The sequence below is a fragment of the Aquimarina callyspongiae genome, assembly GCF_034322225.1.
GTDB lineage: Bacteria > Bacteroidota > Bacteroidia > Flavobacteriales > Flavobacteriaceae > Aquimarina.
This window is the reverse complement of the sequence record NZ_JAXLPA010000001.1, coordinates 1147539-1173274: the sequence shown is the minus strand read 5'-3', so window position 1 is coordinate 1173274 and position 25736 is coordinate 1147539. Positions and strand designations below refer to the sequence as shown.

The 25736-nt window shown below is 33.3% G+C and carries 16 protein-coding genes; 9 read left to right on the top strand and 7 right to left on the bottom strand.

Translation table 11 applies throughout. The features are described 5' to 3' along the window. Positions 1–121: 121 nt before the first annotated feature. The 4 genes from U0D62_RS04800 to U0D62_RS04785 all read right to left on the bottom strand — a co-directional run bounded on the left by U0D62_RS04800 (position 122) and on the right by U0D62_RS04785 (position 3561). Positions 122–1045: a hypothetical protein gene (locus U0D62_RS04800; protein ID WP_322194194.1), complete on the bottom strand. Its 924-nt coding sequence runs from the start codon at positions 1043–1045 to the stop codon at positions 122–124. Between the two features lie 58 nt (positions 1046–1103). Then, positions 1104–1901 (bottom strand): hypothetical protein, encoded by a 798-nt coding sequence (locus U0D62_RS04795; RefSeq protein ID WP_322194192.1) that lies wholly within the window; start codon positions 1899–1901, stop codon positions 1104–1106. Positions 1902–2180: 279 nt separating this feature from the next. Continuing rightward, positions 2181–2999 (bottom strand): tetratricopeptide repeat protein, encoded by an 819-nt coding sequence (locus tag U0D62_RS04790; protein ID WP_322194190.1) that lies wholly within the window; start codon positions 2997–2999, stop codon positions 2181–2183. 16 nt (positions 3000–3015) lie between these two features. Next, on the bottom strand, positions 3016–3561 hold the full coding sequence (locus tag U0D62_RS04785) for an RNA polymerase sigma factor (RefSeq protein WP_322194189.1): 546 nt from the start codon (positions 3559–3561) through the stop codon (positions 3016–3018). 266 nt (positions 3562–3827) lie between these two features. Between U0D62_RS04785 and U0D62_RS04780 the strand changes: the two genes are divergently transcribed. The 3 genes from U0D62_RS04780 to U0D62_RS04770 all read left to right on the top strand — a co-directional run bounded on the left by U0D62_RS04780 (position 3828) and on the right by U0D62_RS04770 (position 9787). Then, positions 3828–5108, top strand: a complete 1281-nt coding sequence (locus tag U0D62_RS04780; protein ID WP_322194188.1) for a S8 family peptidase — start codon at positions 3828–3830, stop codon at positions 5106–5108. 145 nt (positions 5109–5253) lie between these two features. Next, on the top strand, positions 5254–8034 hold the full coding sequence (locus U0D62_RS04775) for a CHAT domain-containing protein (RefSeq protein WP_322194187.1): 2781 nt from the start codon (positions 5254–5256) through the stop codon (positions 8032–8034). A gap of 97 nt (positions 8035–8131) precedes the next feature. Continuing rightward, positions 8132–9787 (top strand): tetratricopeptide repeat protein, encoded by a 1656-nt coding sequence (locus tag U0D62_RS04770; protein ID WP_322194186.1) that lies wholly within the window; start codon positions 8132–8134, stop codon positions 9785–9787. Here the strand turns inward: U0D62_RS04770 and U0D62_RS04765 are convergent. From U0D62_RS04765 to U0D62_RS04755, 3 genes are all read right to left on the bottom strand, one after another. Continuing rightward, on the bottom strand, positions 9784–12453 hold the full coding sequence (locus U0D62_RS04765; protein WP_322194185.1) for a TonB-dependent receptor: 2670 nt from the start codon (positions 12451–12453) through the stop codon (positions 9784–9786). The two genes, U0D62_RS04770 and U0D62_RS04765, sit on opposite strands and share 4 nt — an antisense overlap. A gap of 23 nt (positions 12454–12476) precedes the next feature. Further along, complete coding sequence (locus tag U0D62_RS04760; protein WP_322194184.1) at positions 12477–13391, bottom strand: FecR family protein; 915 nt, start codon at positions 13389–13391, stop codon at positions 12477–12479. 106 nt (positions 13392–13497) lie between these two features. Beyond that, the gene (locus tag U0D62_RS04755) at positions 13498–14019 is read right to left on the bottom strand and encodes an RNA polymerase sigma factor (protein WP_322194183.1); all 522 of its coding nucleotides are present in this window, start codon (positions 14017–14019) and stop codon (positions 13498–13500) included. 330 nt (positions 14020–14349) lie between these two features. Between U0D62_RS04755 and U0D62_RS04750 the strand changes: the two genes are divergently transcribed. From U0D62_RS04750 to U0D62_RS04725, 6 genes are all read left to right on the top strand, one after another. Further along, on the top strand, positions 14350–14790 hold the full coding sequence (locus U0D62_RS04750) for a thioredoxin family protein (protein WP_322194182.1): 441 nt from the start codon (positions 14350–14352) through the stop codon (positions 14788–14790). Continuing rightward, positions 14791–15777, top strand: a complete 987-nt coding sequence (locus tag U0D62_RS04745; RefSeq protein ID WP_322194181.1) for an FAD:protein FMN transferase — start codon at positions 14791–14793, stop codon at positions 15775–15777. It abuts the gene before it with no gap. 7 nt (positions 15778–15784) lie between these two features. Further along, entirely contained in the window at positions 15785–15994 is a 210-nt protein-coding gene (locus tag U0D62_RS04740) for a DUF4266 domain-containing protein (RefSeq protein ID WP_322194180.1), read from the top strand. Positions 15995–16215: 221 nt separating this feature from the next. Continuing rightward, the gene (locus U0D62_RS04735; RefSeq protein WP_322194179.1) at positions 16216–17658 is read left to right on the top strand and encodes a DUF3570 domain-containing protein; all 1443 of its coding nucleotides are present in this window, start codon (positions 16216–16218) and stop codon (positions 17656–17658) included. 273 nt (positions 17659–17931) lie between these two features. After that, entirely contained in the window at positions 17932–20484 is a 2553-nt protein-coding gene (locus tag U0D62_RS04730; protein ID WP_322194178.1) for a C1q-like domain-containing protein, read from the top strand. Positions 20485–20898: 414 nt separating this feature from the next. Then, complete coding sequence (locus U0D62_RS04725) at positions 20899–25698, top strand: immunoglobulin-like domain-containing protein (RefSeq protein WP_322194176.1); 4800 nt, start codon at positions 20899–20901, stop codon at positions 25696–25698. The last annotated feature ends 38 nt before the right edge of the window (positions 25699–25736 follow it).

Genomic DNA, 25736 nt, shown 5'->3' with positions numbered 1-25736 from the left:
TGAGTTCGGCTCTCTTGCCAGGTGTATAAAAGGAAAGTAGAAAAAAACAAATGCAACCTTCTGTCTTAATTGTCAGAATAAGTGTTGTTATTCTTTAATCTTTTTAAGTTATTTTATGTGATTAACACCACCAGCATCCATTATCTATAAAAGCCCAAAAGAAGTCAAAGGAACTGTATCCCCCAAACTCATTTCCGCACCAATGAACTCTTTGAGAAGTTACAGGCTTTCCATCATTTAATACACCTTCAAATACTGAAACAGGTTCTTTTTCATATTTATGCCATACATAGATTATTTTTCCATCAACCAGATGTTCTGCATAGGCTATTCCTGTAAATTCTGCCTCGATAACCTGGTGTCTTTTTAAATCGTTTTCTGTAATATTGAGGTCTTTTAAAAATGATGCGAGGGTAAATTCTCTTTTTACCGGATAATCTTTTTTCTGGATGGTGCCATAATCTTCGTGATAATCCAGAATAATATCCTTTCCCATATAAGGAACCGTTACTTCTCCGTGTTCAAAATTGCTTCTATCCACAGAATATCTTCCTGCAGGAATAATGATTTCACGTTTTCCTAGCTCTCTGGTAACATTACTTCTCAATACTACATCTTCTGTGATATTAAAATGAGACTCTTCAAGGCTTCTAGAGAATACCATATGTAATCGATCTCCTTCTAAGCGAAATGCAATAACACCATTATCTGGATCATTATTACCATTCATCAAAACTTTAAAAGCTTCTTGTAAATGCTCTGTATATCCCGTTCCGGATCCTGAGTTATTGACATATCCCCAATCAATGACAATATCTCCATCACCATCTGTAAAACATACGCCTGGTCCAGTAGCGCAAGACCCGAAACTAAATCGCCAATCCATAGATAATACCCAAGGAGCATTATGTTGCTGATAAATGCCTGAATGTTTTGAAGAAGTTGATTGAGTTGTAGAAGTGATGGTTTCATCTTCTTTTGAACAGGCAATTACTAACGTAAGTGCCAGAATTGCAATACCTATTAAATTTATTTTGGTTTTCATGAGTTTGATATTTTAATATTGTTGTTTAAACGAAATCCATTTGGATTTTTGGTTAGATTTAAAACCAACACCAGGCTTGATATGATGATACCTGATCATTCCAGGATGTGGTCCACCACCACCATCCGGATAGAGTATACCATTGAAGGTTAGGGATTCCAAAAAGAGCTGATGTATAATCATTAATGTAGAAATTAAGAGATTTCCCACCGTAGCATATATGCTCTTTTAACCTAAGATATCCTTGAGTATTAATAGGAATATTTAATATAACCGAAGATAGGTTATCGTTATTTCCAGAACCTACCCAATGGTTGCCGGTAGAACGCGTAGAGGTTCTTCTCATACTAAGCATCTCTGTACTGTAATATGCGTGTTTATAAAAATAGAAACTTCCGTATCCAATATAATTATAGCTTGAACAAGCAGCTTTTCCCTGATCTGAAGTTTCTTTAGGAAGCCCACCGTTATTTTCTAAGTAACGATTCATTTCCTGATCAGTATCAAATACCCGTATAGCAATCTCTTTACTGCCCATAACCGGGTTTTCAAAAAGTAATGCTTTTGGACTGTCTTCTCTTCCAAAAATTGCTCTGGCAATATCAGTATCACCAGATGTTTTGATAACATTTCTTTCCTTTTGATCCAGCGTGTATGTAACATTGAATTCTTTTCCCTGATAATAATATTGATGTGAGATATTGACAATGTTTTCTTGTTCTTCATTCCCAGCATTTTTGATAGCTTCAATACTCTCTGGATTAGTAGATACTTGAGAATCGTCCTCTTTTTCACATCCAGCTATAAAAACAGCTATAAAGGCGATATATAGCAATTTTGCTAAATGATTTTTCATGATTTTTGATTTTAATTTTACCCTACTCTATTTAAGGTTTTTCGGGTTACACCTATTAGTTTAATAGATCGATCTATTAATAAGTGTAGGAACCACTATTTCATTACCCAAAAAAAAATGAGGAGTTATAAGTTTTTTAATGAGGCTATTAACGAATGGTAATGATTAGTATAAAAAATGAAAAGACACCTATAGGATTTTGAATCTATTGGTGTAAAAAAGATAAGATAAATTTAGTATGGGTATTAATAAATCGTTGGGTGACCCATTTTAAAACTGTTATTTAAGTTGTTCTAACAGTTCTTTTGCCTTTTTAAAATTGAAGTTGTTCTCATCTTGAATTAAAAGATTTAATTCTTTTTTGGCATTAGATTTGTCGCCTTGTTTTAAATATACTAATGTAGTATACCAATACTTTCTAGAAGCATCTAGCGAGTTACCATCTTGTAATTGATTAAATGTTTTAAGAGCTTTTTGATAGTTGCCAGATTCTAAATACGAAGCTCCCAAATAAGAAAGAACATATGGATTGAGAGGTTGATCTAACTTATTTTGATGATCAATGAACTTAGAAAAAATTGGGATTGCTAATTGATATTCTTCATTGTGAAAAAAATCTTCGGCTTCAGCTAATACACTACCTTGATCATCTTTTACCGTTAAAGAAGGCAAATCTTTCCAGTTATGATATTCTGCATATAAAGACTCTCCAGAAACGGGTAAAAACCTAACAACAAATAAAATTAGAAGTATAGCAACCGAAGAAACCAGGTAGTATTTCCATTTTTTGGTTTTGGATTTTTTTAAATCATTAAAATAACTATCACTTGCAGATTGTATTTTGTCTTCAATCTCAGAAAATTCTTTACTTCTTCTATATTGTTTTATTAGATCAATATCTTCTATGCTTTTCTGGGGATCTGATACATGCCAACCTTTACCAGAAACCTCATGTTTTAAAGATTTATGAAGTTCAACTTCTTGTTTGAGAAGTTTATCAGATTGCATTTTTAATTCCAGAGCATCGCGATCTTCATCATTAAGGGTTCCCGATATATATGCTTCTATCTGATCATATGTTTCTTTATCGAATTCCATCATCTTTTTTTTGAATTTATTTAAACCTAGTATCAGATTTTATAAGTTTAATCAACTTACTTTTACACTTAAATATTCGTTGTCTGGCTGTGTTAATATTAGCATAGGATAACTCTTCAATTATATTTTCATAAGAAACATCATTAAAAAAAAGCGATAATATTTCTTTGCAATTATCAGAGAGTTTTTCAAATTTTTCCCGGTAAAGTTGCATTTGTTCTTGTTCTAACATAAACATAGCAAAATCTGTGTCTTTATCTACTAGTGTAGTAATTCCTTCTTTTATTACCCGTTTTTTTTGTTTTTCTAACTCTCTTCGCCACATATTTTTGGAAACAGTCATTAAATAAGCCTCAAAACAATTGATATTGAGATTTCTTTTTTGAACGCCTATAATGATATATAACAAAGATTCTTGAAATATATCTCTAGCTTGATCATGAGTTCCTTTATTTTGTAAAACAAACCGTAATGTTTTTGCAAAAAACCGCGTGTAAATTTCTGATATTATAATATCATCACCTTGTATTAACGCTTTTATGAACCTATCTTCTGACTGCATTTATTTTTGATTATTAATAACAACACTTGTTGATAACTGTTTTGTAGTATCTATAAAAACTGTTTTATGACCGAATCCATACCATGTATTTGTATAAATGATAGTTTCATAAATTACTATAGACTACTTCAAGCTTTTTTTATTACATTTCTTATTCATTTGATAATCAAAAAATGAGGATTACATAGTAAAGTGTACAAATTTGGGTAATGAATTTATAAAACATACACTTTAAGATAAAAGTACTACTTAAAAAATAAATGTAAATGAAAAACTCAAAACCTTTATACGGTTTTTTATGGATATGCCTTTTTTTATCAGGTTGTTCATATGAGGATAAGGATCAATTGAATGAGGATTTTAATTCTGATACTACAAGAATATTCAATACGACTATAGGAAACCCTCCAAAACTTCCTACACGATCCTCTAACGAACTGATTGTAGAGTATCAATTAGGAACTACTGAAATAGTTAAAAATCATCTGAGAGATAAGTATAATGTAATCAAGTATGAAAAGTGTGATTGCACCAATAATAGGATAGAAAAGTGGTTATTTGATCGCAATGTAGATATCGAAGGTAGAAAAGGAGATATCGCTCAAGAAGGAGGAGTTGAAGGCACGGATTTCCAGTTTTTTTACAATAATGAAAATGCATCTCCGGGAGCTTTAGGCAATAATATTGGTGAACAAAGTGATGAATTGATTAGATCCTTTGTCAAATCGGGTAATTCTGGAATCACAATAGCTGTATTGGATACAGGGATAAATTTACAAGCATTACCGCCATCAAGCCCTTTTTTATATCAATCCCGATCGACACAAAGATCTTGTGAGGTCGATAGGCGAGCTGAGATTTCTGGGTGGGATTTTGTAAATCATGATAATGATGTCTATGACGATAATGGTCACGGAACTATTGTAACGAGTATTATTAAATCCAGGTTATATGAAGAACACGTTTGGGACTATAAAATTTTACCAGTAAAAGTTTTTGATCATCTAGGTAAGGGATCTACATTTGATATATTATGCGGCTATTTATATACCGTTAATAAACCAGAAGTTTCAGCAATCAACATGAGCTTTGGATGGTATGGAAACCCTAGTTCTTTATTGGATAAATTTATCTCAGAAAACCCAGATATACTGCATATCTCATCTTCGGGTAATCATGGATATGATAATGATACAGTAGATCATTATCCTTCTTCAACAGGTTATACTCATGTATTGGCAATAGGAAGTTTTAGTGTTATTGAAGAAACAATAATTAAATCGCCTTTTTCCAATTATGGAGTAACTGAAGTAGATTTTTTATCATTTGGAAATGAAGTTCCTTTTTATGATAGTTACGGGAGTTCTTATGAAGTAAGTGGCACTTCATATGCTGCACCTTTGGTAACAGCAAAAGCTGCCAAATACTACTTAAATGGATATACGACTCCAATTGGGATGGTGCAACAGATTCGTATAAATGGAACATTACTAAGTGGAGAAAGTTCTCCATTACCAGTGTATTACGGAGATAGGATTATAGAATAATAAGATTTCTTGCTAGACTTGCAATAATAAAATTTACCTATAAAATCAATCCAAAAGTCTTTCATTTGATTTTTTTAACCATATAGGACGGTTTTTTTATACCAAAAAAGATAGCTATTTTTAGATAGCACTTAGGCTTACTTGTATGAAAAAACACTTTTGTTTACACAATCGTTGTGGTATTTTTTTTGGATGGTTTTTATTGGCCTCTCTTGGTTTTGGATATGCCCAGCAACTTCAAGACTCTCTAGAAATTCAATATAAAGCTCTAGAAGATATTAATATTGATTATCAGGAGAAAGTTGAGAAGATTGATCATTTTATTGAAAGTAAAAAAGGACAGATAAATTCAATCCAATTAAGTTATTTATACAATAGGTTTAGTAAACTTAATAACCGAAATAAAGACTATCAAAATGCAATTTTAAATGGTAAGAAGGCTTTAGAAATACAGACTAAATTTATAGATTCTATTCCGTCTACCATTAATAATAGCTATAATAATCTTGCTTATTTTCATAAATATTCTGGAGATGAAACAAAAGCCATAGAGGTTTTTAAGAGCTTAACGGAACAATCTTATAAAGACAGGTATACCATTATGGCTTACGCTATAGGCTTGACAACTTTATATATAGATCGAGGAGATTATTATAGAGTACTTAATTACCTTCATGAAGCCAGAAATACAATCGAAGAGGCAAATAGTGATTCTCTTAATAAAGAGTTATATCGAGTGTATTTGAGTTACTCCAGGATCTATATGAAAATAGGGGATGTAGATAATTATCATAAAGCGATAGAATTTCTAAAAAAATCAGAAACATCTATTGATCATTTATCCGATGATGATCAAACAAAAAAAAGGATAATTATTTATAATAGATATGGTAATATCTATGATGAGTTAGAAGATTCTGATAAAGCAATTTTATACTATAAAAAGGCATTAGATCTTAGTATTAACCAGAATTCTGTAAATAGTGAACGTATAGGCACTATTTACAATAACTTGGGATACATTCATGCGCGGTTAGAAAAATATGATGATGCGTATAGGTTTTATGAGAAAGCTTTAGAATATGCTCCTTTTGAGACATCTATCCAAGATAATTTAGGTGATTATTACCTCCATAAACAAGACTTTGAAAAAGCTTTAACCCACTATCAAAAGGCTATCAATTATAGTATTGAAAGGTACAAAGATACAGACTACAGAGAATTACCAGAACTAGATGTATTAGTTCAATCTTATGATTTGGTAGCATTAGTAAATGATATGAAAGATAAAGCCAAAGCCTGGTTGGATTTTTATATTAAAACACAAAACAAAGAATATCTGCAACATGCATTAACTACTATTACTCGTGCAGATAAAGTTGTAGACATTATTAGGTCAGAAAGTTTAGAACAACAATCTAAGTTCTTCTGGAGAGAAAAAGAACTAGATCTTTATATGCTGGCAACTTCTATATGTTATAAGCTTGATCAACCAGAAGAAGCTTTTTATTTTATGGAAAAAAGTAAGTCATTATCCTTGTTAGAAAATCTTACTCATGAAGAAGCTAAGGATAAAGCTGGTCTTCCAGAAAACATTAGAGAAAAAGAATACTTGCTACGATATCAAATTTATGATATTAGCGAAAATATAAGACAAGATAGTACCTTGACAAAAAGTCAAAAAGAATCTTTAATTCTTAAAGAAAAAAAGATATACGAGGATTTTTTAAATTCATTAGAAAAAGATTACCCAAGCTATTATAATTATAAAAAAGAAATCAATATTTCTTCATACAATGAAAGCTATCAAAAGGTTGTTAATGATAATACCAGCTTAATCCAGTATATTCTATCAGAAAAAGAAGGCTATGGAATATTGATGTCAAAACAGGAAAAATATTTTTATAAGCTTCCTGAAGTTTCAGAGTTAAATAGAGAACTTCTTAAAATAGGTAGGTTTTTAGGAGATCCTGTATTTTCATTAGAAGAGCAGAAATCATATCAAGAATTGTCGATTTCGGTTTATAAAAAACTATTCCCTTTCCCAGATGCAGAAAATGTATTACAAAACAAAAAAGTTATAATAATCCCCGATTATATCTTACAATCTTTTCCTTTTGAAACTTTAGTGATCCCTCCTGGTACAAAAAATGAAGAGGTAACATATCTTCTTAATTTGGCAGAAATCAGCTACTTATATTCTATGTCTTTATCAAAAAGTGTAGAAAGTAAAAAACGCATTTCGCAATATGATTTTGTTGGCTTTGCACCTATTTATTTTGATAAGGTGGGACTTGTAGATTTAAAACGAAGTACGGTGATGATGAACGAGATACAGCAACTATATAAAGTTGATGCTTTTTTTGAACAGAAAGCTTCCAAGAGTAATTTTATAAAAGAATCAGGAAAATATAAAACTATTCATTTGTCAACACATGCAAGCTCATTAAATAATGATGAACCCTGGATCGCGTTTTATGATGATAAACTACTGTTAAGTGAGTTGTATTTTGTTAAGAATCAAGCAGATTTGGTGATCTTAGATGCCTGTAAAACAGGGATTGGCAAGCTTCAGCCAGGAGAAGGTGTCATGAGTTTGTCACGCGGTTTTTTCTATTCTGGAGCAAAAAGTGTTATTTCATCTCTATGGAATACAAATGAAAAATCAAGTAATGAAATTATTACGAGTTTTTATGAATATCTAAAGCAAGGAGACACAAAATCAACTGCCTTACGCAAAGCAAAATTGCAATATATTGAAGATCATCAAGGGTCAGAAATTTCACCTTATTTTTGGGGGTCTTTAATTTTAACAGGAAACACTGATACTATTACACTATCTTCTGAGGATCGTAACTACCTTTGGTTATTATTGCCTTTGTTTTTTATTATAATTTTAATAGTTAGATATTATAAAACTCAATAGATATATTAAATGATATTTATAGACTAAGCAATCTATTTTTAATTTATTACATAATGTAAATTAAGGTATTTTTGTTATTCCTAGTAAAACCTTAAAAATGATAACTACCGACCTCAATCATTTTATTAAGAAATATTCTCTTTTTATAATGTTCATCTTTATAGGTTCTTTTTATTATGCAGTAGGACAAGAACCCGATACACTTTTAATCCGTTTACAAAACGAAATAAAACTTACGCAAGAAGATACTACAAAAGTAAAAGCTCTTATTGCATTGGGAGATTATCAGATCACAAGAAATTTTAGAGAAGCAGAAAAATACCTCTTTGATGCTTTAGAATTAATAGAAAAAAGCACAACACTCAACAACTCTAAACAAAGAGCAACAGTATATGAAGCCTTAGGAATTGTAAATAAGAGAAAAGGTAACTATCCTGAAGCAGTGAATTTTTATTTACAAGCCAAAACCTTGTATGAAAAATTGAATGACTCTTCTAACATTGCAGATATTTATCACAATATAGCGATGGTGTTCAGAGATCAGAAGGAATATCAAAAGGCTGTTACATATTTTAAAAAAGCAATAAAAATTAAAGAGAAATTACACGAAAAACAAGGAGTAGCTATTGGGTATAATATGATGGGAGTGGCATATCGCCAATCGAAAAAGATGGATTCTGCATATAAAAGCTATCAAAAGGCAAAGGATATTTTTGTAGTTCTTAAAGATGAAGAAAACATCTATCGCGTAAATTCTAATCTGGCAGCTTGGTATCATACTAAAAAAGAATATAAAAAAGCTATAGAAATGTATGCTAAGAATCTTGAGTATGATATTAAAACCAATAGAAAACTTTCTTTACAAAGAATATACTATAACCTGGCAGGGAGTCATATGCAGTTAAAAGAATATAAAATAGCGTTGGGTTATGCAGAGAAAGCTTTGAAAGAAGCAAAAATTCAAGAAGCAAAATCAAGGATCTCAAAATCTTATTTAAGGAGAAGTTTTCTTCAGAAAAAAATGGGTAATTATAAAGAGGCTTTAGATGATTATCGTTTATATAAAAAATACTCAGACTCGGTTTTTAATGTCGAAAATGCAAAAAAAATACAAGCACTAGAACTCAGTCATAAATTTAATCGAGAAAGATTAACAGATAGTCTTCATTATGCAAAAGAGAAGAGTGAATTAGAACTAATCTCAAATGCTGAAAGATCACAGAAACAACTCTATCTAATACTGTTAATCATTTCAGTAGCAGGAGGAATAACAATAGTATATTTAATAAGAAGAATTTATAAAAATCGAGCTAAAAGAATAACAGAAGAATTAGAGAAAAACAAAAATGAACTAGAAGAATTTACCAAGCGGCTTATTGACAAAAGTAACATCCAGGAAGCATTAATTAAGGAACTTGAAGATTTAAAATCAGAATTCGGAGAAAAACAATCAATTAAAAACATACAAGAATTAACTTCTACTCGTATTTTAACCAATCAGGATTGGTATGTTTTTAGAGAAAAATTTATCATGGTATACCCAAATTTCTATAATAACATAAAAAGTAAAGGATTTAAACTTACCAAATCTGAAGAACGATTGATCGCCATGGAAAAACTGAAATTAGATACTAAACAAATAGCTAATATGCTGGCTATCTCAGAAGACAGTGTTATTATGAACCGTTATCGCTTACGCAAAAAGATTAATGCACCCAAAGCAGCACCAATTCTGGAATATCTTGAAAACTAAAAATATATCCTAAAAACAGCATTGGGTGTAAAACCTAGAGAGAATCGCTGAATTACCTGTTCCAGGATTACTTCAAGTTCTTCGGGTGAAGATCCATCTGTACCTTCTACTGCAATACCACCATCGTCTAGAGGCTTTCGTTCTGCTTTATAAATTAAATTTAACGGTTTTATTCTGTTGTAAATATTTAGAAAAGATAATCCTATCTGTGATTTTAATTTTGCATTACCTGATTTAATATTAAAATCATATAATATAGAAGCATCTAATCTATGAAAATCAGGTAGTTTGTCACTATTTACAGGGCCAAAATTAACTACACCGGCATTTTCACCATCTGCATCGATCTTAATTTCATAACTGTTTACGGGAGTAATAGGTTTTCCGGTTCTAAATTGCCATCCAAGCGAAAATTGCCATTTTTCTAACTGTAAAGTATTCGAGATTCTAAATTGATGTGTTATATCATTGTTGCCAGGAAACTTAAAAGGTGTATCCTGCAAATTGGGAAATTGAAAAGTAATATCATTATAAGTATAACCTGCCCATATTTTATAATTATTCCATCTGTATTTTAACAAAAGATCCAGGCCTTTTATAGTACTTTTTCCTTCTTCCAGATTCTCTAAAGGATTACTAAATCCACTGGTAAACGTAGTGAGTCCATCTAATTCTTTATAATAGGCATCAACATCAACATTAAAATTTTTGTAATGATATAATAATCCACCAGAAATTTGATTACTGCTTAATAACGGAAATTGTTCATTATCAGATAAACGCCATAATTCATTTTCTAAACGCAGTTCGGTATGATTAAATTCTATTAGTTGAGAAATAGGTTGGTTCCGTCTTTCGATAGCGGTTTTAATTCTAAGACGATCTCCTAATGGATACTCAAAATTAATACGTGGTTCGATCAAAAACTCATCCAGAGAACTGTAATGTACAAGACGAACACCTGCATTAATCAATCCTTTGTTTTTAAAATTAAAAGTGTATTCTCCAAATAAAGCATTTTTAAGGTTATAATCATCTTGTTCCGAATTATCTATTTCGGCATCAATAGGTTTTTCTTTTCTGATCAGAACTTCTAAATCGGTATAAGAAAGTTCATAACCCAAAGTCAGGTTTTGAGTTTCTTTAATAGAAGCTGTAGAAGTTAGTTTTATCCCCATATCTACAATATCGTTCTTGCGTATATTAATTTCTGCCAGGTCACGAATACCATCACCAGTTTCATCTTTTATTTCATTATTTTGATAAAAAGAATTGTATTCAGAAAAATAAGCGGTGATATTTTCTTGCCGTTTTTCACTACTACTATGGTTCCAGTTTATACTAAACCCTTTGTTTTGTGTGATTAAAGAATCTACTACGATCTCTTCACCTCCCATAAAGTCAAAATCCAAACGATTTCGTGTATACAAACCACTAACAGAAACGGTATTCTTAGCATTTGGTTTTACAACAAATTTGGTGCTGATATCTGTAAAAGAAAAATCATTGTTACTGGTTTCACGGCTAAAATCATCATCTGTTTCTAGCTCTAAAACATTGCCGTTAATATCTCTGGCTACACCAAAATTTGTAAATATTTTATCAGAATAACTGATGTAAGTTGGGGTTTCTAATACATCAGCATAGGATCTTCTGGCAAAAGCATATACAGCAGTTTTTTCTGACAAGGGTACTTTTACATAACCATTTACAGATAAGCCATCGATTTCAAATCCTCCTTCTGTTTTTTTGGGAATATCATCTCCGCTAGATATATCAATAATCCCTGAGATACGATCTCCATAGATAGCACTGGTTCCTGATCTATAAATAGTAGCTTTTTGTGTAGCAAAGGGATTAAATAAAGAAAACATTCCATAAAAATATCCGGTATTATATAACTTAATATTATCATATAATATCAGATTTTGATCTGGAGATCCTCCTCTAATCTGGATACCGGTTGCCGATTCATCCAGTGTCGAAATACCTGGGATCAACTGGATACTTTGGGCAATATCAGGACTTACTAATCCTGGTAGGATACCAAGTTTTTCTTTATCAATTGTTACAGATCCATCTTTGTTTCTGTCAATACCAGAAGTAACATACCCCAAAACAACAACTTCATCCAGTGTAGATGATAAAGGATTAAGAAATATATTTATACAAGGGTTTCCAGCGGTAATTACCGTTTCAGTATCATCATATCCAATAAAACTGATATGAACAGTTTCTGTCCCAAGATTGATACTTTCAAAACTAAAATATCCATGATCATCAGTTTCTGTAGTGTGATCTTCATCAATAATCGCAGTAACAAAAGGAAGGTTCTTTTTGGTGATTGCATCAAAAACATACCCACAAATTAATTTTCTTTGAGAAATGATCACTTGTTGATCTGATACTTTTTCAAATTTAAGCCCCGTTTGAACGGCTAATAAAGATAATAAATCATCTATTACAATCTCTTGTTTTGAGATTGTAATAATTTTATCCGAAACAGCTTCTTGAGAATAAGAAAAAAGTATTTTGGTTTCTGATTCTATATCTGCAAGTACATCTTTTAGCGATTTTTGACTATAATCAATATTCAATGTTTCTTGAGTATAACATACCAAGCTGAAAAGGAATGTCAATACTAATAATAAAAAGGGGTGTTTCATTCAAAAAATATAACTAAGTTGGTTTATTGTAAATATACAACACTTTTATCCTCAGAGAGTTTATAAGGAATTCCCATTGGAATTAATGTAGACTTTAGGGCTTTTTCTAAATCATCGTGTAAAAAACTTCCAGTAAATAATTTGGATACATCCTCAGTGTTTTTGATGTTAAAAGTAACATTAAACTGTATTTGTATTTCGTCAAGGACTTCTTGTAAAGGTTTTTCTTTAAAAATACTAATACCTTGCATCCAGTTAGGAATCGTTTCACTAGCTTTTTCGCTATTTATAATTCCGTCGGATAAAATAATTCGATCATCTTTTTTCAAAATTTTAGATTCCGTAGAAGTCAATTTGTCAAATCTTACAACACCTTCAAAACAATTAAGTTCAAATGTTGTAGATCTGGTTTTTATATTAAATTTAGTTCCAAGAACAGCAACAGTACCATGAGCAGTTTCTACTTTAAAACCTTCGCCTTTTTCAACTTCAAAATAACCTTCACCCTGTAAGCTAACATTACGATTATTTAACCAGAAAAAACGTTTGTGTGTAAGTTTTGAATCTGCATTAAGCTGTATCTTAGATCCATCAGGTAAGGTAACTGCCAATTGCTCTCCATATGAAGTGGTATAACTTTTTGTTGTATTTAACACTCCAAATATACTTATAATGATGGCTATAGAGGCAGCAACGACATACCAGGTTCTATATATTGATATTGGCTTTCTTTTCTTACCAAAAGTAATTTGTTCTTTGGTTTTAATAAGAGCTTGTCTCTTATCAACAGGAGGAGCTTTAAATTTTTGTGCTTCTTCATTAATAAGAGCAAATTCTTTATAGGCTTCGGATTTTTTGAACTCAGATAATTCTTCTTCGCTCAATTCACCGGCAACCCAGCGTGCTATAAATGTATTATCTGATTCGTATTTTTCCATAGTTCTAAGAAAGTATATACTTTCGGTAATTAAAGGTTATTTAAAAAAGCGATATAAATTGCTCTGTACAACCTTAATACAAGTGAACATCTATTTACCCTATTTTTTAAATTGTAAATTCTTTTCCTAATAACTTTCTCAATGTTATAAAAGCTTTACTCATCCTTCTTTCAACAGCTTTAACAGTGATTCCTGTTATTTCTGCAATTTCTCTATATGTTTTTTTATCAATCCTGCTTAACAAAAATACTTCTCGTTCCTTTTCTGAGAGTTTACCAATGGCCAGTTCTAGTTTTATTCTAAACTCTTGGGTCTCCATCATAAACTCAGGGTTTTCGTTATTTCTATCACTTCTAGGTATCGCTTCATAACGAAGCTTTACTTTTTTATGAGCAAATTCATTAAGAAGTGCATTATTACAAATTTTGAAAATTAGGGATTTTGCTGTATTATAAATTATATCAGCACATTGTTTCCATAATTTCACAAAAGCATCTTGTACGATATCTTCAGCCTGCTGAAGATCCCCACATTTATAATACAGGTAATTCCTCGCTGATTCATAGTGAGTATTAAAAAGAGTATCAAAATTCTTTTCCTCACAAACCGATTGTTTTTGTTCAGGCATGTGCATATTAAAGATATAATATAATCAAAACTATTAAAATAAAACAGGAAGCCAAAAGGTTTATTGTTGAGTTACAGTTTGAAAGTATTTAAGATGCTTTTTTACAGTAATATACGAGATTTTTGTAGGGGTGTTTGTAGGGGTGTTTTTTGTCTAAAATACCAATGTTTTCGTTTTGAGATTCAAATTATAAAGTTTTTAAAGTGATTAAATTTTAAATGAAGAACAATTTTCTTTTTTATTTAAAAAATCATAAAATCATAAAATTAAAATAGGGTATATCAAGATTTACCTGTATTGATTACAGAAACCTTTAAAAACCCAAAATAAATGGCAAAAATATTTTTAAGCCTTTGTATTGGCTTTGTTTTAAATTCGTCGTTAACTGCGCAAGAATGGCATACTAATATTGATGAAGCAAAATCCAAAGCAGCCACATCACAACATAATATAATATTGGTTTTTCAGGGATCTGATTGGTGTGCACCGTGTATTAAGTTGGATAAAGAAGTTTGGAGTACTTCAGAGTTTAAAACCTATGCAAAAGAACATTTTGTCATGCTTCAGGCAGACTTTCCCAGAAGAAAGAAAAACAAATTGAACAAAGAACAACAGGATCACAATAATGCATTAGCAGAAACCTATAATAAGAATGGGTATTTTCCTTTTGTTGTGGTATTGGATAAGAACGGAAAGATCTTAGGTCAAACAGGTTATAAAAAAATGCCTCCATCAGGATACATCAAATTATTAGAATCTTTTAAAGGATAGATGTTGAAGAAATACGAAATTTTTTTTATAGCGATTCTTATTTCTGGTGTGACTCACTCACAGGAGGTATATAAACGAACCGTGAAATTAATGGGAAGCCGTTTTGATATTACGGTAGTTGCGGGTGACATAGCCCAAGGCAATTCATTTATCGATATGGCGGTTGAAGAAATTTCAAGAATAGAAAAGCTAATATCTTCCTGGGATCCCAATTCTCAAACATCAAACATCAATAAGAATGCCGGCATACAAGTAACAAAAGTAGATCAAGAACTTTTTGATCTTATAGAGCGCTCCTTGTATATATCTAAGTTAACAGAAGGAGCTTTTGATATTAGTTATGCTTCTATGGATAAGGTTTGGAAGTTTGATGGAAGTATGGTTACAATACCAACTGAAGAAGTTATAAAAGCCTCAGTAAGTAAAGTTGGATATTCAGGAATTAAACTCGATAAAAAGAATTCAACCATTTTTCTTACAAAAACAGGAATGAAGATTGGTTTTGGAGCAATTGGCAAAGGATATGCAGCTGATAAAGCAAAAGAATTATTGCGATCCAAAGGTGTAGTAGCAGGTATTATTAATGCCTCTGGTGATATGAATACCTGGGGTAAACAACCCAATGGTAAGGATTGGCAAGTTGCTATTACCAATCCACTCAATAAATCCAAGGCTTTTGCCTTGTTACCGGTTAAAGAAGGAGCAGTTGTAACCTCAGGTAATTATGAAAAGTACGTAATATTTGAAGGTAAAAGATACACTCATATTATTGATCCTAGAACAGGTTATCCTTCAACTGGGATAGTAAGTGTAACTGTTTTTGCACCAAAAGCAGAATTAGCTGATGCTTTAGCAACATCCATATTTGTGATGGGACCTGATGTAGGTATGCATCTTATAAATCAATTAAAGGATCTAGAATGCATTATTGTAAAAGATGATGGGAGTGTTTGGTATTCTGATCATTTAGAAAAAAGAAAAATATAACAGATAGATGAAGAAAATAATATACACTATTGCGTTAGTTGGGATAATGACATCCTGTGCATCAGTAAAAGAGTACGAAAAAGTAAATATCAACGATCCTGATATGGAATTGACTGCATATAGTAGTGAGCGTTTTGAAACTAATTTTCAGGTATATAGAGAAGCCGCTTCTGGAGCAAATGGGGGAAAATCCGGAGGAGGTTGCGGCTGTAATTAGGTAAAACTCTAATTTGAAAAACATTTATAGAGTTGTCTTCAAAGCAGTTGACTGGATTTATCTTGTTATAAGAATGAGCTCCATACATAATAAGTTTTTAGTGTTTTTATAGAACCACTCCAAAGGTGGAATATTTAAATTGATTGGTTGAAACCTGTCTTTCATGATTTTTAAGAAAGGCAGGTTTATGTTGCTGTAAAGCAGAATTTAAAAAACAACGAATGAAAAGAATAATTGCAATTATTATATGCTTTATTGGTTTTGTATCTTTTTCTCAGGAAAATGACTCGATTCCTATATACAAAAAAAGAGTGTTAGAATCTACAGAGGTAGATTATTTGATGAGTTATTATAAACAAGATGGTACCCACTCTTCTGTTGGAGGAGGAATCGGAACAGAAAACCTTACCGATTATACACCAACAGTAGTAGTAAGCGTACCCTTAAGTGATGATGATGTGCTGACAGTAGATGTTGGGATTTCTGCGTATACTTCTGCTTCATCCAGTAATTTGAATCCTTTTGATGCATCAGGAGCATCTCAGGGATACGAAGAGGAAAATGATGATAAAAGAAAAAGAGCTTCCATGCCTTTAGGAAGCCCTTGGATTGCATCTTCAGGAGCATCAAAAAGTGATGTATGGAGTAATATTACCATGAACTATAGTCGTAGCTCTGACGATCGTAATAATATTTGGAATGCTCATGCTAGCTTTTCTATAGAATATGATTATTTTTCTATAGGTTTTGGAGGAGGTTTTACCAAACAGTTTAATAATAAAAATACTACTTTAGGAATCAGTGGTAATGTATATCTGGATACTTGGAAACCATTATATCCTACAGAGCTCGAAGAATTTGCCGTTTACGGAGCTAATTTTCAAAATCAAGGATATTTTCAAGGGGTAGATGTATGGAATCAAAATGGGACGGTTTCTAATGCATATAACCCCCAAGGATTTACAGAGTTTGAAAATCAAGGGCGTAATTCATATGCAATTTCTTTAAGTTTCTCACAGATTGTAAATAAAAGTTTTCAAATATCACTTTTTGGAGACTTGTTATTCCAACAAGGATTATTATCAACACCCTATCATAGAGTTTACTTTGCAGATCAGCCTAATTTTTATATAGGAGGCAATGCTAATGCTATTGCCAATTATACTTCATCTTCTAATACCGAAGTATTTCATCTAGCAGATGATAATGAGCAACTACCAGATACTCGATGGAAGATTCCTATTGGGGTAAGAGCCAATTATTATATTAATGAAATTTTATCCTTAAGAAGTTATTATAGATTTTATACAGACAATTGGGGAGTGATGGCACATACGGCTTCTCTTGAATTACCAATAAAATTTGTAGGAGGTAAATTTACTTTATTACCTACATACAGATTTTATAGTCAACAACAGGCGAATTATTTCGCACCATACGAGACTCATCTCAGTACTTCTGAGTTTTATACTTCGGATTATGATTTATCAACATTTGATAGCCATCAATACGGAGTAGGTTTAAGATATACGGATATTTTTACCAAATTCAAAGTCTTTAAGTTCGGTCTTAAAAATATGGAATTGAGATATAATAGATATGACCGAAGTGATGGGTTGCAAGCAAATATTTTTAGTACAGGATTCAAATTTGTGTTGGATTAGAACGATATAGGTACTGTGTTAAAAGTAAAAAAGCAATACGTCTGATAGTATGATTAAACCTATTTGTTGAGTGAAAGATTTCGGTTTTTAAGATAGATGTTACTTGTTCTTTAAGTACTTGTAATTCAGTTATTTGTGTTCGTTCTTCAAAAAATAATTTTTTATAGAAAAAGACGCGTGATATATTTTTATTTCATTAAGTGAAAAAATAAATAGGGTAAAATATCACTTGCTTGTACTATATGTGATATGAATTACATAACCCTTTACATTATGAAAAAGATTACCCCTTTAGTAACCTTACTATTATTTAGCCTACTAGGATTTTCACAATCCTTTAATTACCAAGCTGTCATACGAGATGCTACTGGTAATCCAATTATTAATCAATCCATAGGAGTACAAGTACAAATTTTGGAAGGTGTGGCTCCTGATAATTTAGTATATACCGAAACGTATACAGTAACCTCTAGTGCGCAAGGAGTGATTTCCTTATCTGTTGGAACCGGAACTACTTCGAATGCTTTTAATACAATTGACTGGAGTCTTCAAAACCAATGGATTGGGATTGCCGTGGATATTACAGGAGGCACTACCTATACCAGTATTGGAACTACTAAACTACAACAGGTGCCCTATGCATTGTATGCTGCTAATTCTGGAGACAAAATTTTTAACACAACCAATAATATTACTAGCAACGCAAATGGGAATATTGCTACCGATGATTTTGTATTTGGTAGTACTCAGCTAGATGATATCGAAAATAACGCAAGTGATAATGTTAAAATGTATTTTGATAAAAGTAAAGGATCTTTTAGAGTAGGAACCGCTTTAGATAGTAGTGGAGATGCTTTTGTTTGGAACCCTGCTAACGCTGGAGATTATTCTGTTGCAATGGGAAGATATTCGTTAGCACAAGGTATAGCGGCTACAGCATTTGGTACTAATAATAATGCTGGTGGAGAAAATGCTTTCGCTGCAGGATTTCAAAATTTAGCCTCTCGTCCTTCTACAGTCGCAATAGGTGCAAACAATAGCGTTTCTGGATTTTATGCAGTAGGAATAGGTCGAGGAACTCAATCCACTACGTATGGACAACAAACTATCGGATTATTTAGTGAGTTTGTAAACGGAAGTGATGCAGCATATGTAGCTACCGATCCATTATTTATTATCGGAAATGGTATAGATGATAGTAATAGAACCAATGCATTAGTAATGCGTAAGAATGGTAATACACAACTAAACGGATCATTGACAATCGATGGCGATAATGCCGGAGCAGGAACAGCATATACTTTACCTGCTCAAGATGGAAGTGCGAATCAAGTGATGACTACAGATGGCTCAGGTAATGTATCTTGGATAACTAATAGTGCTTCAAGTACTGGATTAGAACAAATAACAGAAGGGAGTAATACCGGATGGAGACTTGCAGGAAGAGATCCTGCCTATTATGGCGATATTGGAAGTAATGCCGTAGATTTAAGTATTTCAGAGTTTGCAAGTACCGATAGTGGTGCAACAGGTCTCTATGCGGTGGCAATTGGACAAAGAGTAAAAGCTTCTGGAGATAACTCAATTGCAATCGGAGATGCAGTGGAGGCCTCTAATACTTATGCAACTGCAATAGGATATGGTAATACAGCTTCTGGATATCGATCTTTTGCAGCTGGAGAAAGCAATACAGCTTCTGCTAGCAGTTCCGTAGCTATAGGAAATGGTTCAACAGCATCAGGTAGAGCTTCCGTAGCCTTAGGAAGAGGAACCACAGCTTTGGGAACAAACGCTACATCAACTGGTTTTTTTACTAACGCAGAGTCGCATACTTCTTTTGCATTAGGTCGTTATAATATTGGTGGAGGCACAAGTGATTCTTGGGTAGCTACAGATCCATTATTTGAAATAGGTAATGGTAGTTCTTCTGCAAATACATCAAACGCATTAACCATATTAAAAAATGGTAATACACAACTAAACGGATCATTAACTATTGATGGTGATAATGCAGGAGCAGGAGCAAGATATACTTTACCTGCCCAAGATGGAACTGCGAATCAAGTGATGACCACAGATGGTTCGGGTAATATTTCCTGGACCGCTTTTAGTCCTAACGATGCTGATGCAGATCCTAATAATGAAATTGAATTACCGTCAGGAGGTACTAATGGACAAATTTTACGAACTAATGGTAGTGGTGGATATACCTGGGTGAACGATGCGGTAAATGATGCAGATAATGACCCAACCAATGAGATCGAATTACCAGCTGGTGGATCCAACGGGCAAGTTTTAACTAGCAATGGTAATGGAGGATCACAATGGACATCTAACATTTCTGCCGCTACAGTAGAAACCCCAGCACTAACAATCACAGGTTTGCCTAGTTTTTGCGCAGATTTAAGTGGAACACTTGCTTTATCAGGAGCTGGAAATTTCTTTAAGGTTCCATCCTGGAGAACGAGTGATGCCGCTGTTACAAACCTTCATGACAATGGCAATCATTTTGATGAAACCACAGGAGGGTTTACAGCGCCTGTAAACGGATTTTATTTTTTCTCTGCTCAAGTTCGTTTTGACGGGGTTAACTCAGGATTCTATAGATTATTAGTAGGTGTTGAAGGAGCATTAAGTTTAGATAATGGATTACATGCTATTTCCCAAGGAGATGCAACTACAAACTTTAATACCTTAAGTGTGAGTGGAGTATTAAGATTATCTGCAGGAGATAAAGTGCATGTTAATGTTACTTCCAGCACAGATACCTCCTGGAGTTTACAAACAGAAAGTGGATTTAGTGGATATCTGATAAGTAGGTTCTAGAAAAATATATATTGTAAATCGATTATTACAGAAATAAGGGGCTGTGATATGAAGTTTACAATATTTTTAACCACTCTTCTTATGCTTATAGAAGAGTGGTTTTTCTTTTAAAACTCTAAAGTTTTAGTGTATAATCCCGCAACATGTGGATTTAATATATTTTATGAATATATGATGATAGATGATATAAAATTGTAGGGGTATTTGTAGGGGTGGTTTTTTATGTGTAAAATCAAGCGTATACTACTTTTATCACATCTAAATTTTAAAATTCCTTTAAACTATGTGCCTTTTATATTTTAAATGATAAAAATAAAAATAGGGTATATCAAAACTTGCCTGTATTAGATACAACACAGTTATACTGTGATTAAATTACTAAAAGACTAAATATTTTTTTAAAACCCCTTTTCTATGAAAAAACTATTACTATGGTTATTTGCTTTTTTTCTTTTTGCACATAACATTCAGGCTCAATGTGGCCCTGGACAGGATACCACACCTCCAGTATTTGGTGGTGGTGGAGACGGAACTATGTCTAATCCTTTTAGAAACTTGCTGCAATCTACAGTAGGAAGTGTTCCCAGCGGAACCTATTATTTCAACTTTAACGGAAGTACCTTTCAGGGAGAGCTAGATAATGATACCGATGGTGGCGGATGGTTGATGATATTGAATTACGTACACGTTGCAGGGGATAATTCTGATTTAACAGTAAGAAATACAGATTTACCATTACTAGGTTCATCTACTTTAGGAGATAATGAAGCAGGAACTATCAATTGGGGACATATGGGTAATGCTATGGCAGCGGCTATAGATTTTGAAGAAATTCGTTTTTACGGAGTGACGACAGGACACAACCGTGTGATCGATTTTAAAACTAATTACAGTAGTGTCCTTAATTATGTAAAAACCGGTACTGGCTCTTTTGATGGTATCGAAGGAAGCAATTTCACTGCCTTACCTAGCCATATTGCTAATATTCCTGCCCAGGCAGTTAATGAATTTACTAACCAGGGAGATTTGGCTTTGACAGAATTTCCATTTTGGAGAGGAGGATTATACCACTGGGGGATTCGCGGAGGAGGCAACCGTTGGGAAGTTGATGATTTTGCTATTAATGCAGCAAGTACTATTCATAGGGTTTGGGTACGTGGCGATTTGTCACCTGTTGGAAATACAGAGATTACTGCACAGTTGGATGCTACAGGTACTATTACCATCGCTCCGACTGATTTCGAACCCAATGCTATTGATAACTGTGGTAATGTAAATTATAGTCTAAGTCAGACCGATTTTGATTGCAGTCATATAGGAAATAATACAACTCAATTAATTGCCACAGATGATGCCGGAAACCAAACAAGTAAAGATGTTGTAGTAGTAATAGAGGATACCACGGCTCCTACAATTTCTATTGGAGCCTATGGAACAGGAACTGTAAGTGATCCTTTTACTTCTTTACTTCCACAAGTAGTAAATTCTTATCCTAGCGGAAGGTACTATTTTACTTTTGAAGGAAATACTTTTCAGGCTGAGCTGGATAATGATACTTCCGGAGGCGGTTGGTTAATGGTACTCAATTATGTACATCAGGGAGGTACCAACCCAACACTTCAGGTTCGTTCAACTGATGTACCATTATTAAATAGTTCTGCTCTCGGTGATGATGAGTCCGGAACAGAAAACTGGGGACATTTTAGCAATTCATTAGCTGCCGCAATTGATTTTACCCATTTACGTTTTTATGGAGAAACCTCTGCACATAGCAGAGTCATACATTTCGAAACCAATAGTGGATTGTATACAACATTACCTCGAGGTATCCGATATGTAAAATCTGGAATAGGAAGGTTTGAACCTTTTGTAGGTAATTCTACACTATATAATGATCATTCAGGTAATCTTCCATTTGTAGCAAGCCAATACAATCAAAATCAAGGAGATTATGCGTTGACTAGTTCTCCTTTTCGATGGCCGGCCGGTTTTTATCAGTGGAATGTTGGAGGAAGCTGGGATGTAGATGATAGAGCAGGAGATGTAAATAATACCATACATAGGGTATGGGTAAAAGGAGATCTCTCTCCTACAACTAAAACCCCGCAAAGCCTGGTATTCGAATTGGATCCGGTAATGAATACAGTTTCTTTGACACCTACAGATCTGGCAATAACTGCTACAGATAATTGCGGAGTGCAAAACCTCACCCTGAGTCAAACTAATTTTGACTGTAGTCATGTGGGTGATAATACCCTAACAATCACAGCAACTGATATTAACGGAAATATCCGTACAGCTGATATTACCATAACCATTAAAGATCCTGTACCTCCGGTTGTACAATGTGTAGCTCCCTTTACATTACAATTGGATGAATTTGGAAAGGCGAGTATCACTGTGGACGACATTAGTGCCGGATATAGTGATAATTGCAATGTGATAGCTGCTATAGATATTACAGAATTTGACTGTACTCATATTGGGGATAATATAGTAACCCTAACAGTGACAGATGATTCAGGAAATGTAACCACATGTAGTACTACAGTAACGGTAGATGTAAGTTGCCCATCAGATATTATAGTAGATAATGATCCTAATAGTTGCGGAGCCGTTGTAGACTATGCAGGATGTGGTACACTGATATCTGGACTGGCAAGTGGTAGCTTGTTTCCTATAGGTACAACTAATACCATTTTAGAAATCACCAAAGCAGACGGTACTATCAGTCAGTGTAGTTTTTCGGTAACAGTCAATGATACACAGGCACCTTTATTTATAACCAAAGACCATACGATGACATTGGGAGCGGGAGAAACAGCTATGATTGTGGCTAATGATCTAATAGGAGCGCATCCTATGGCTCCAGATTATACATTGGATATATCAGGAGCTATAGATAGAGTAGATATTTCTGCTATCGGTACTGAGGTAATCCTTGATGATGATGATTTATCGACAGGACTGCCCATAGGATTTGAATTTGGGTTTTACGGAAACAGATATACAGAGTTTTACATATCCTCTAACGGATTTATCACTTTTTCTGATGAAGGAGAGAATGGATGCTGTAGTGGCCAAACACTCCCTGATTCCAATACCCCAAACAACCTAATCGCTTTTGATTGGACAGATATTAATCCTACAAATGGAGGAACTATACGATATACAACCATTGGGACATCACCAAATCGAATTGCGATAATTGATTTTGATGCGGTACATTACTATGATACCACACCAGATGCAACGACAACACAGATAAAACTATTCGAAAGTACGAATCGAATTGAGATTCATGGTACGAGTACCTTGGATGCAGGAAATGACAAAACGCAAGGACTAGAAAATATCGATGGTACTGCGGCTATTATCGTACCAGGACGTAATTCTGCCGTATGGTCAACTACTAATGATGTGGTAGCTTTTGTTCCTGTAACAGGAATTTTAGAGAATTGTGGAATAGACACGATTGTAACAACACCAACTACTTTTGATTGTAGTCATAAAGGAGTGAATAATGTAACCGTTACGGTAACTGATATTCATGGAAATAGTTTTGCGCAAACAGCACAGGTAACTGTAGAAACATCAGATACTACTGCACCGGTAATTACCTTACTAGGAATTACTCCACAAACAATAGAACTAGGAACAGGATATACAGAATTAGACGCAACAACAGATGATGGATCAGCCATTGTAATTGACAGTTCTGATTTTATAGATGCCGTAGGAAGCTATACCATTAGGTATAATGCAACCGATGATTCTTGTAATGATGCAATTGAAGTTACCCGAACGGTAAACGTTGTAGATACTACTCCACCGATGATTACTTTGTTAGGAGATAATCCTCAGGTGATTGAGCTAGGGTCAGGATATATAGAGTTAGGAGCTACTACAGATGATGGATCTGTCGTAGTGATTGACAGTTCTGATTTTATAGATATGGTAGGAAGTTATATCATACGATATAATGCAACTGATGTAAACGGTAATAATGCAGTAGAAATAACCCGAACGGTAAACGTTGTAGATACTACTCCACCGATGATTACTTTGTTAGGAGATAATCCTCAGGTGATTGAGCTAGGGTCAGGATATATAGAGTTAGGAGCTACTACAGATGATGGATCTGTTGTAGTGATTGACAGTTCTGATTTTATGGATATGGTAGGAAGTTATACCATACGATATAATGCAACTGATGCATCTGGTAATACAGCCACAGAAGTAGCCAGAGTTGTACAGGTAGTTGATACTACTGCACCTGTCATTACGTTAAATGGTGAAAATCCTCAAATTATAGGTTTAGGAGAAGGGTATACAGAATTAGGAGCCACAACAGATGATGCATCAGTTGTAGTAATTGATGCTTCAGCAGTAAATACGAATACATTAGGAAGCTACAATGTAACTTATAATGCAATTGATGCATCAGGAAATAATGCCATTGAGGTTATTAGAATAATTAATGTTATAGAAAGATGCCCTTTGGAAACCTTACCGTTTGATAATTTTCAGGTACAAGCTTTGAGTGAAACCTGCACAGATAAAAATAATGGATACATAACAATTAATACTATTGAATCTCAAAATTATATAGCAACGATTAATAACGAAACTTATACCTTCATATCCAATCTTACGGTTAATGATCTTTCTCCAGGAACGTATCCTGTATGTATTGCAATAGATGGATTTACAGATTGTGAACAATGTTTTGAATTAGTTATTGAAGCAGCAGCTGTATTAAACGGCAAAACAACAAATATCAATTCAACAACTAGTCAGGTACTAGTAGAAATTGAATCCGGAACAGCACCTTATACGGTTACTATTAACGAAGAAATCATAGGAGAATACAATACAAGCAGTTTTACAATACCCGTTAAGAGAGGTGATGTAATTGAGGTGGTATCTAGCCTTGCCTGCGAAGGAAAGTTATCCAAAACTATAGAAGGGTTAAAGGAAACCTCTGTGTATCCTAATCCAACCAAGGCAAATGTCACGGTTACATTACCTGGAATTGATAACGATACGATTGCCATTAACATTCATAATACATTAGGTATAAAAGTATCTTCAAAAGTATACCCTGTTTCGGGTGGTAAAGTTGTGTTACCTATGGAACATTTAGCTACAGGAATTTACTTTATTAATATCAATGATGGAACTTCTAAAGTATATAAAATCATAAAAGAATAGATGTAGCTAACTAGTTTGATTAACTAATTAAATAATAA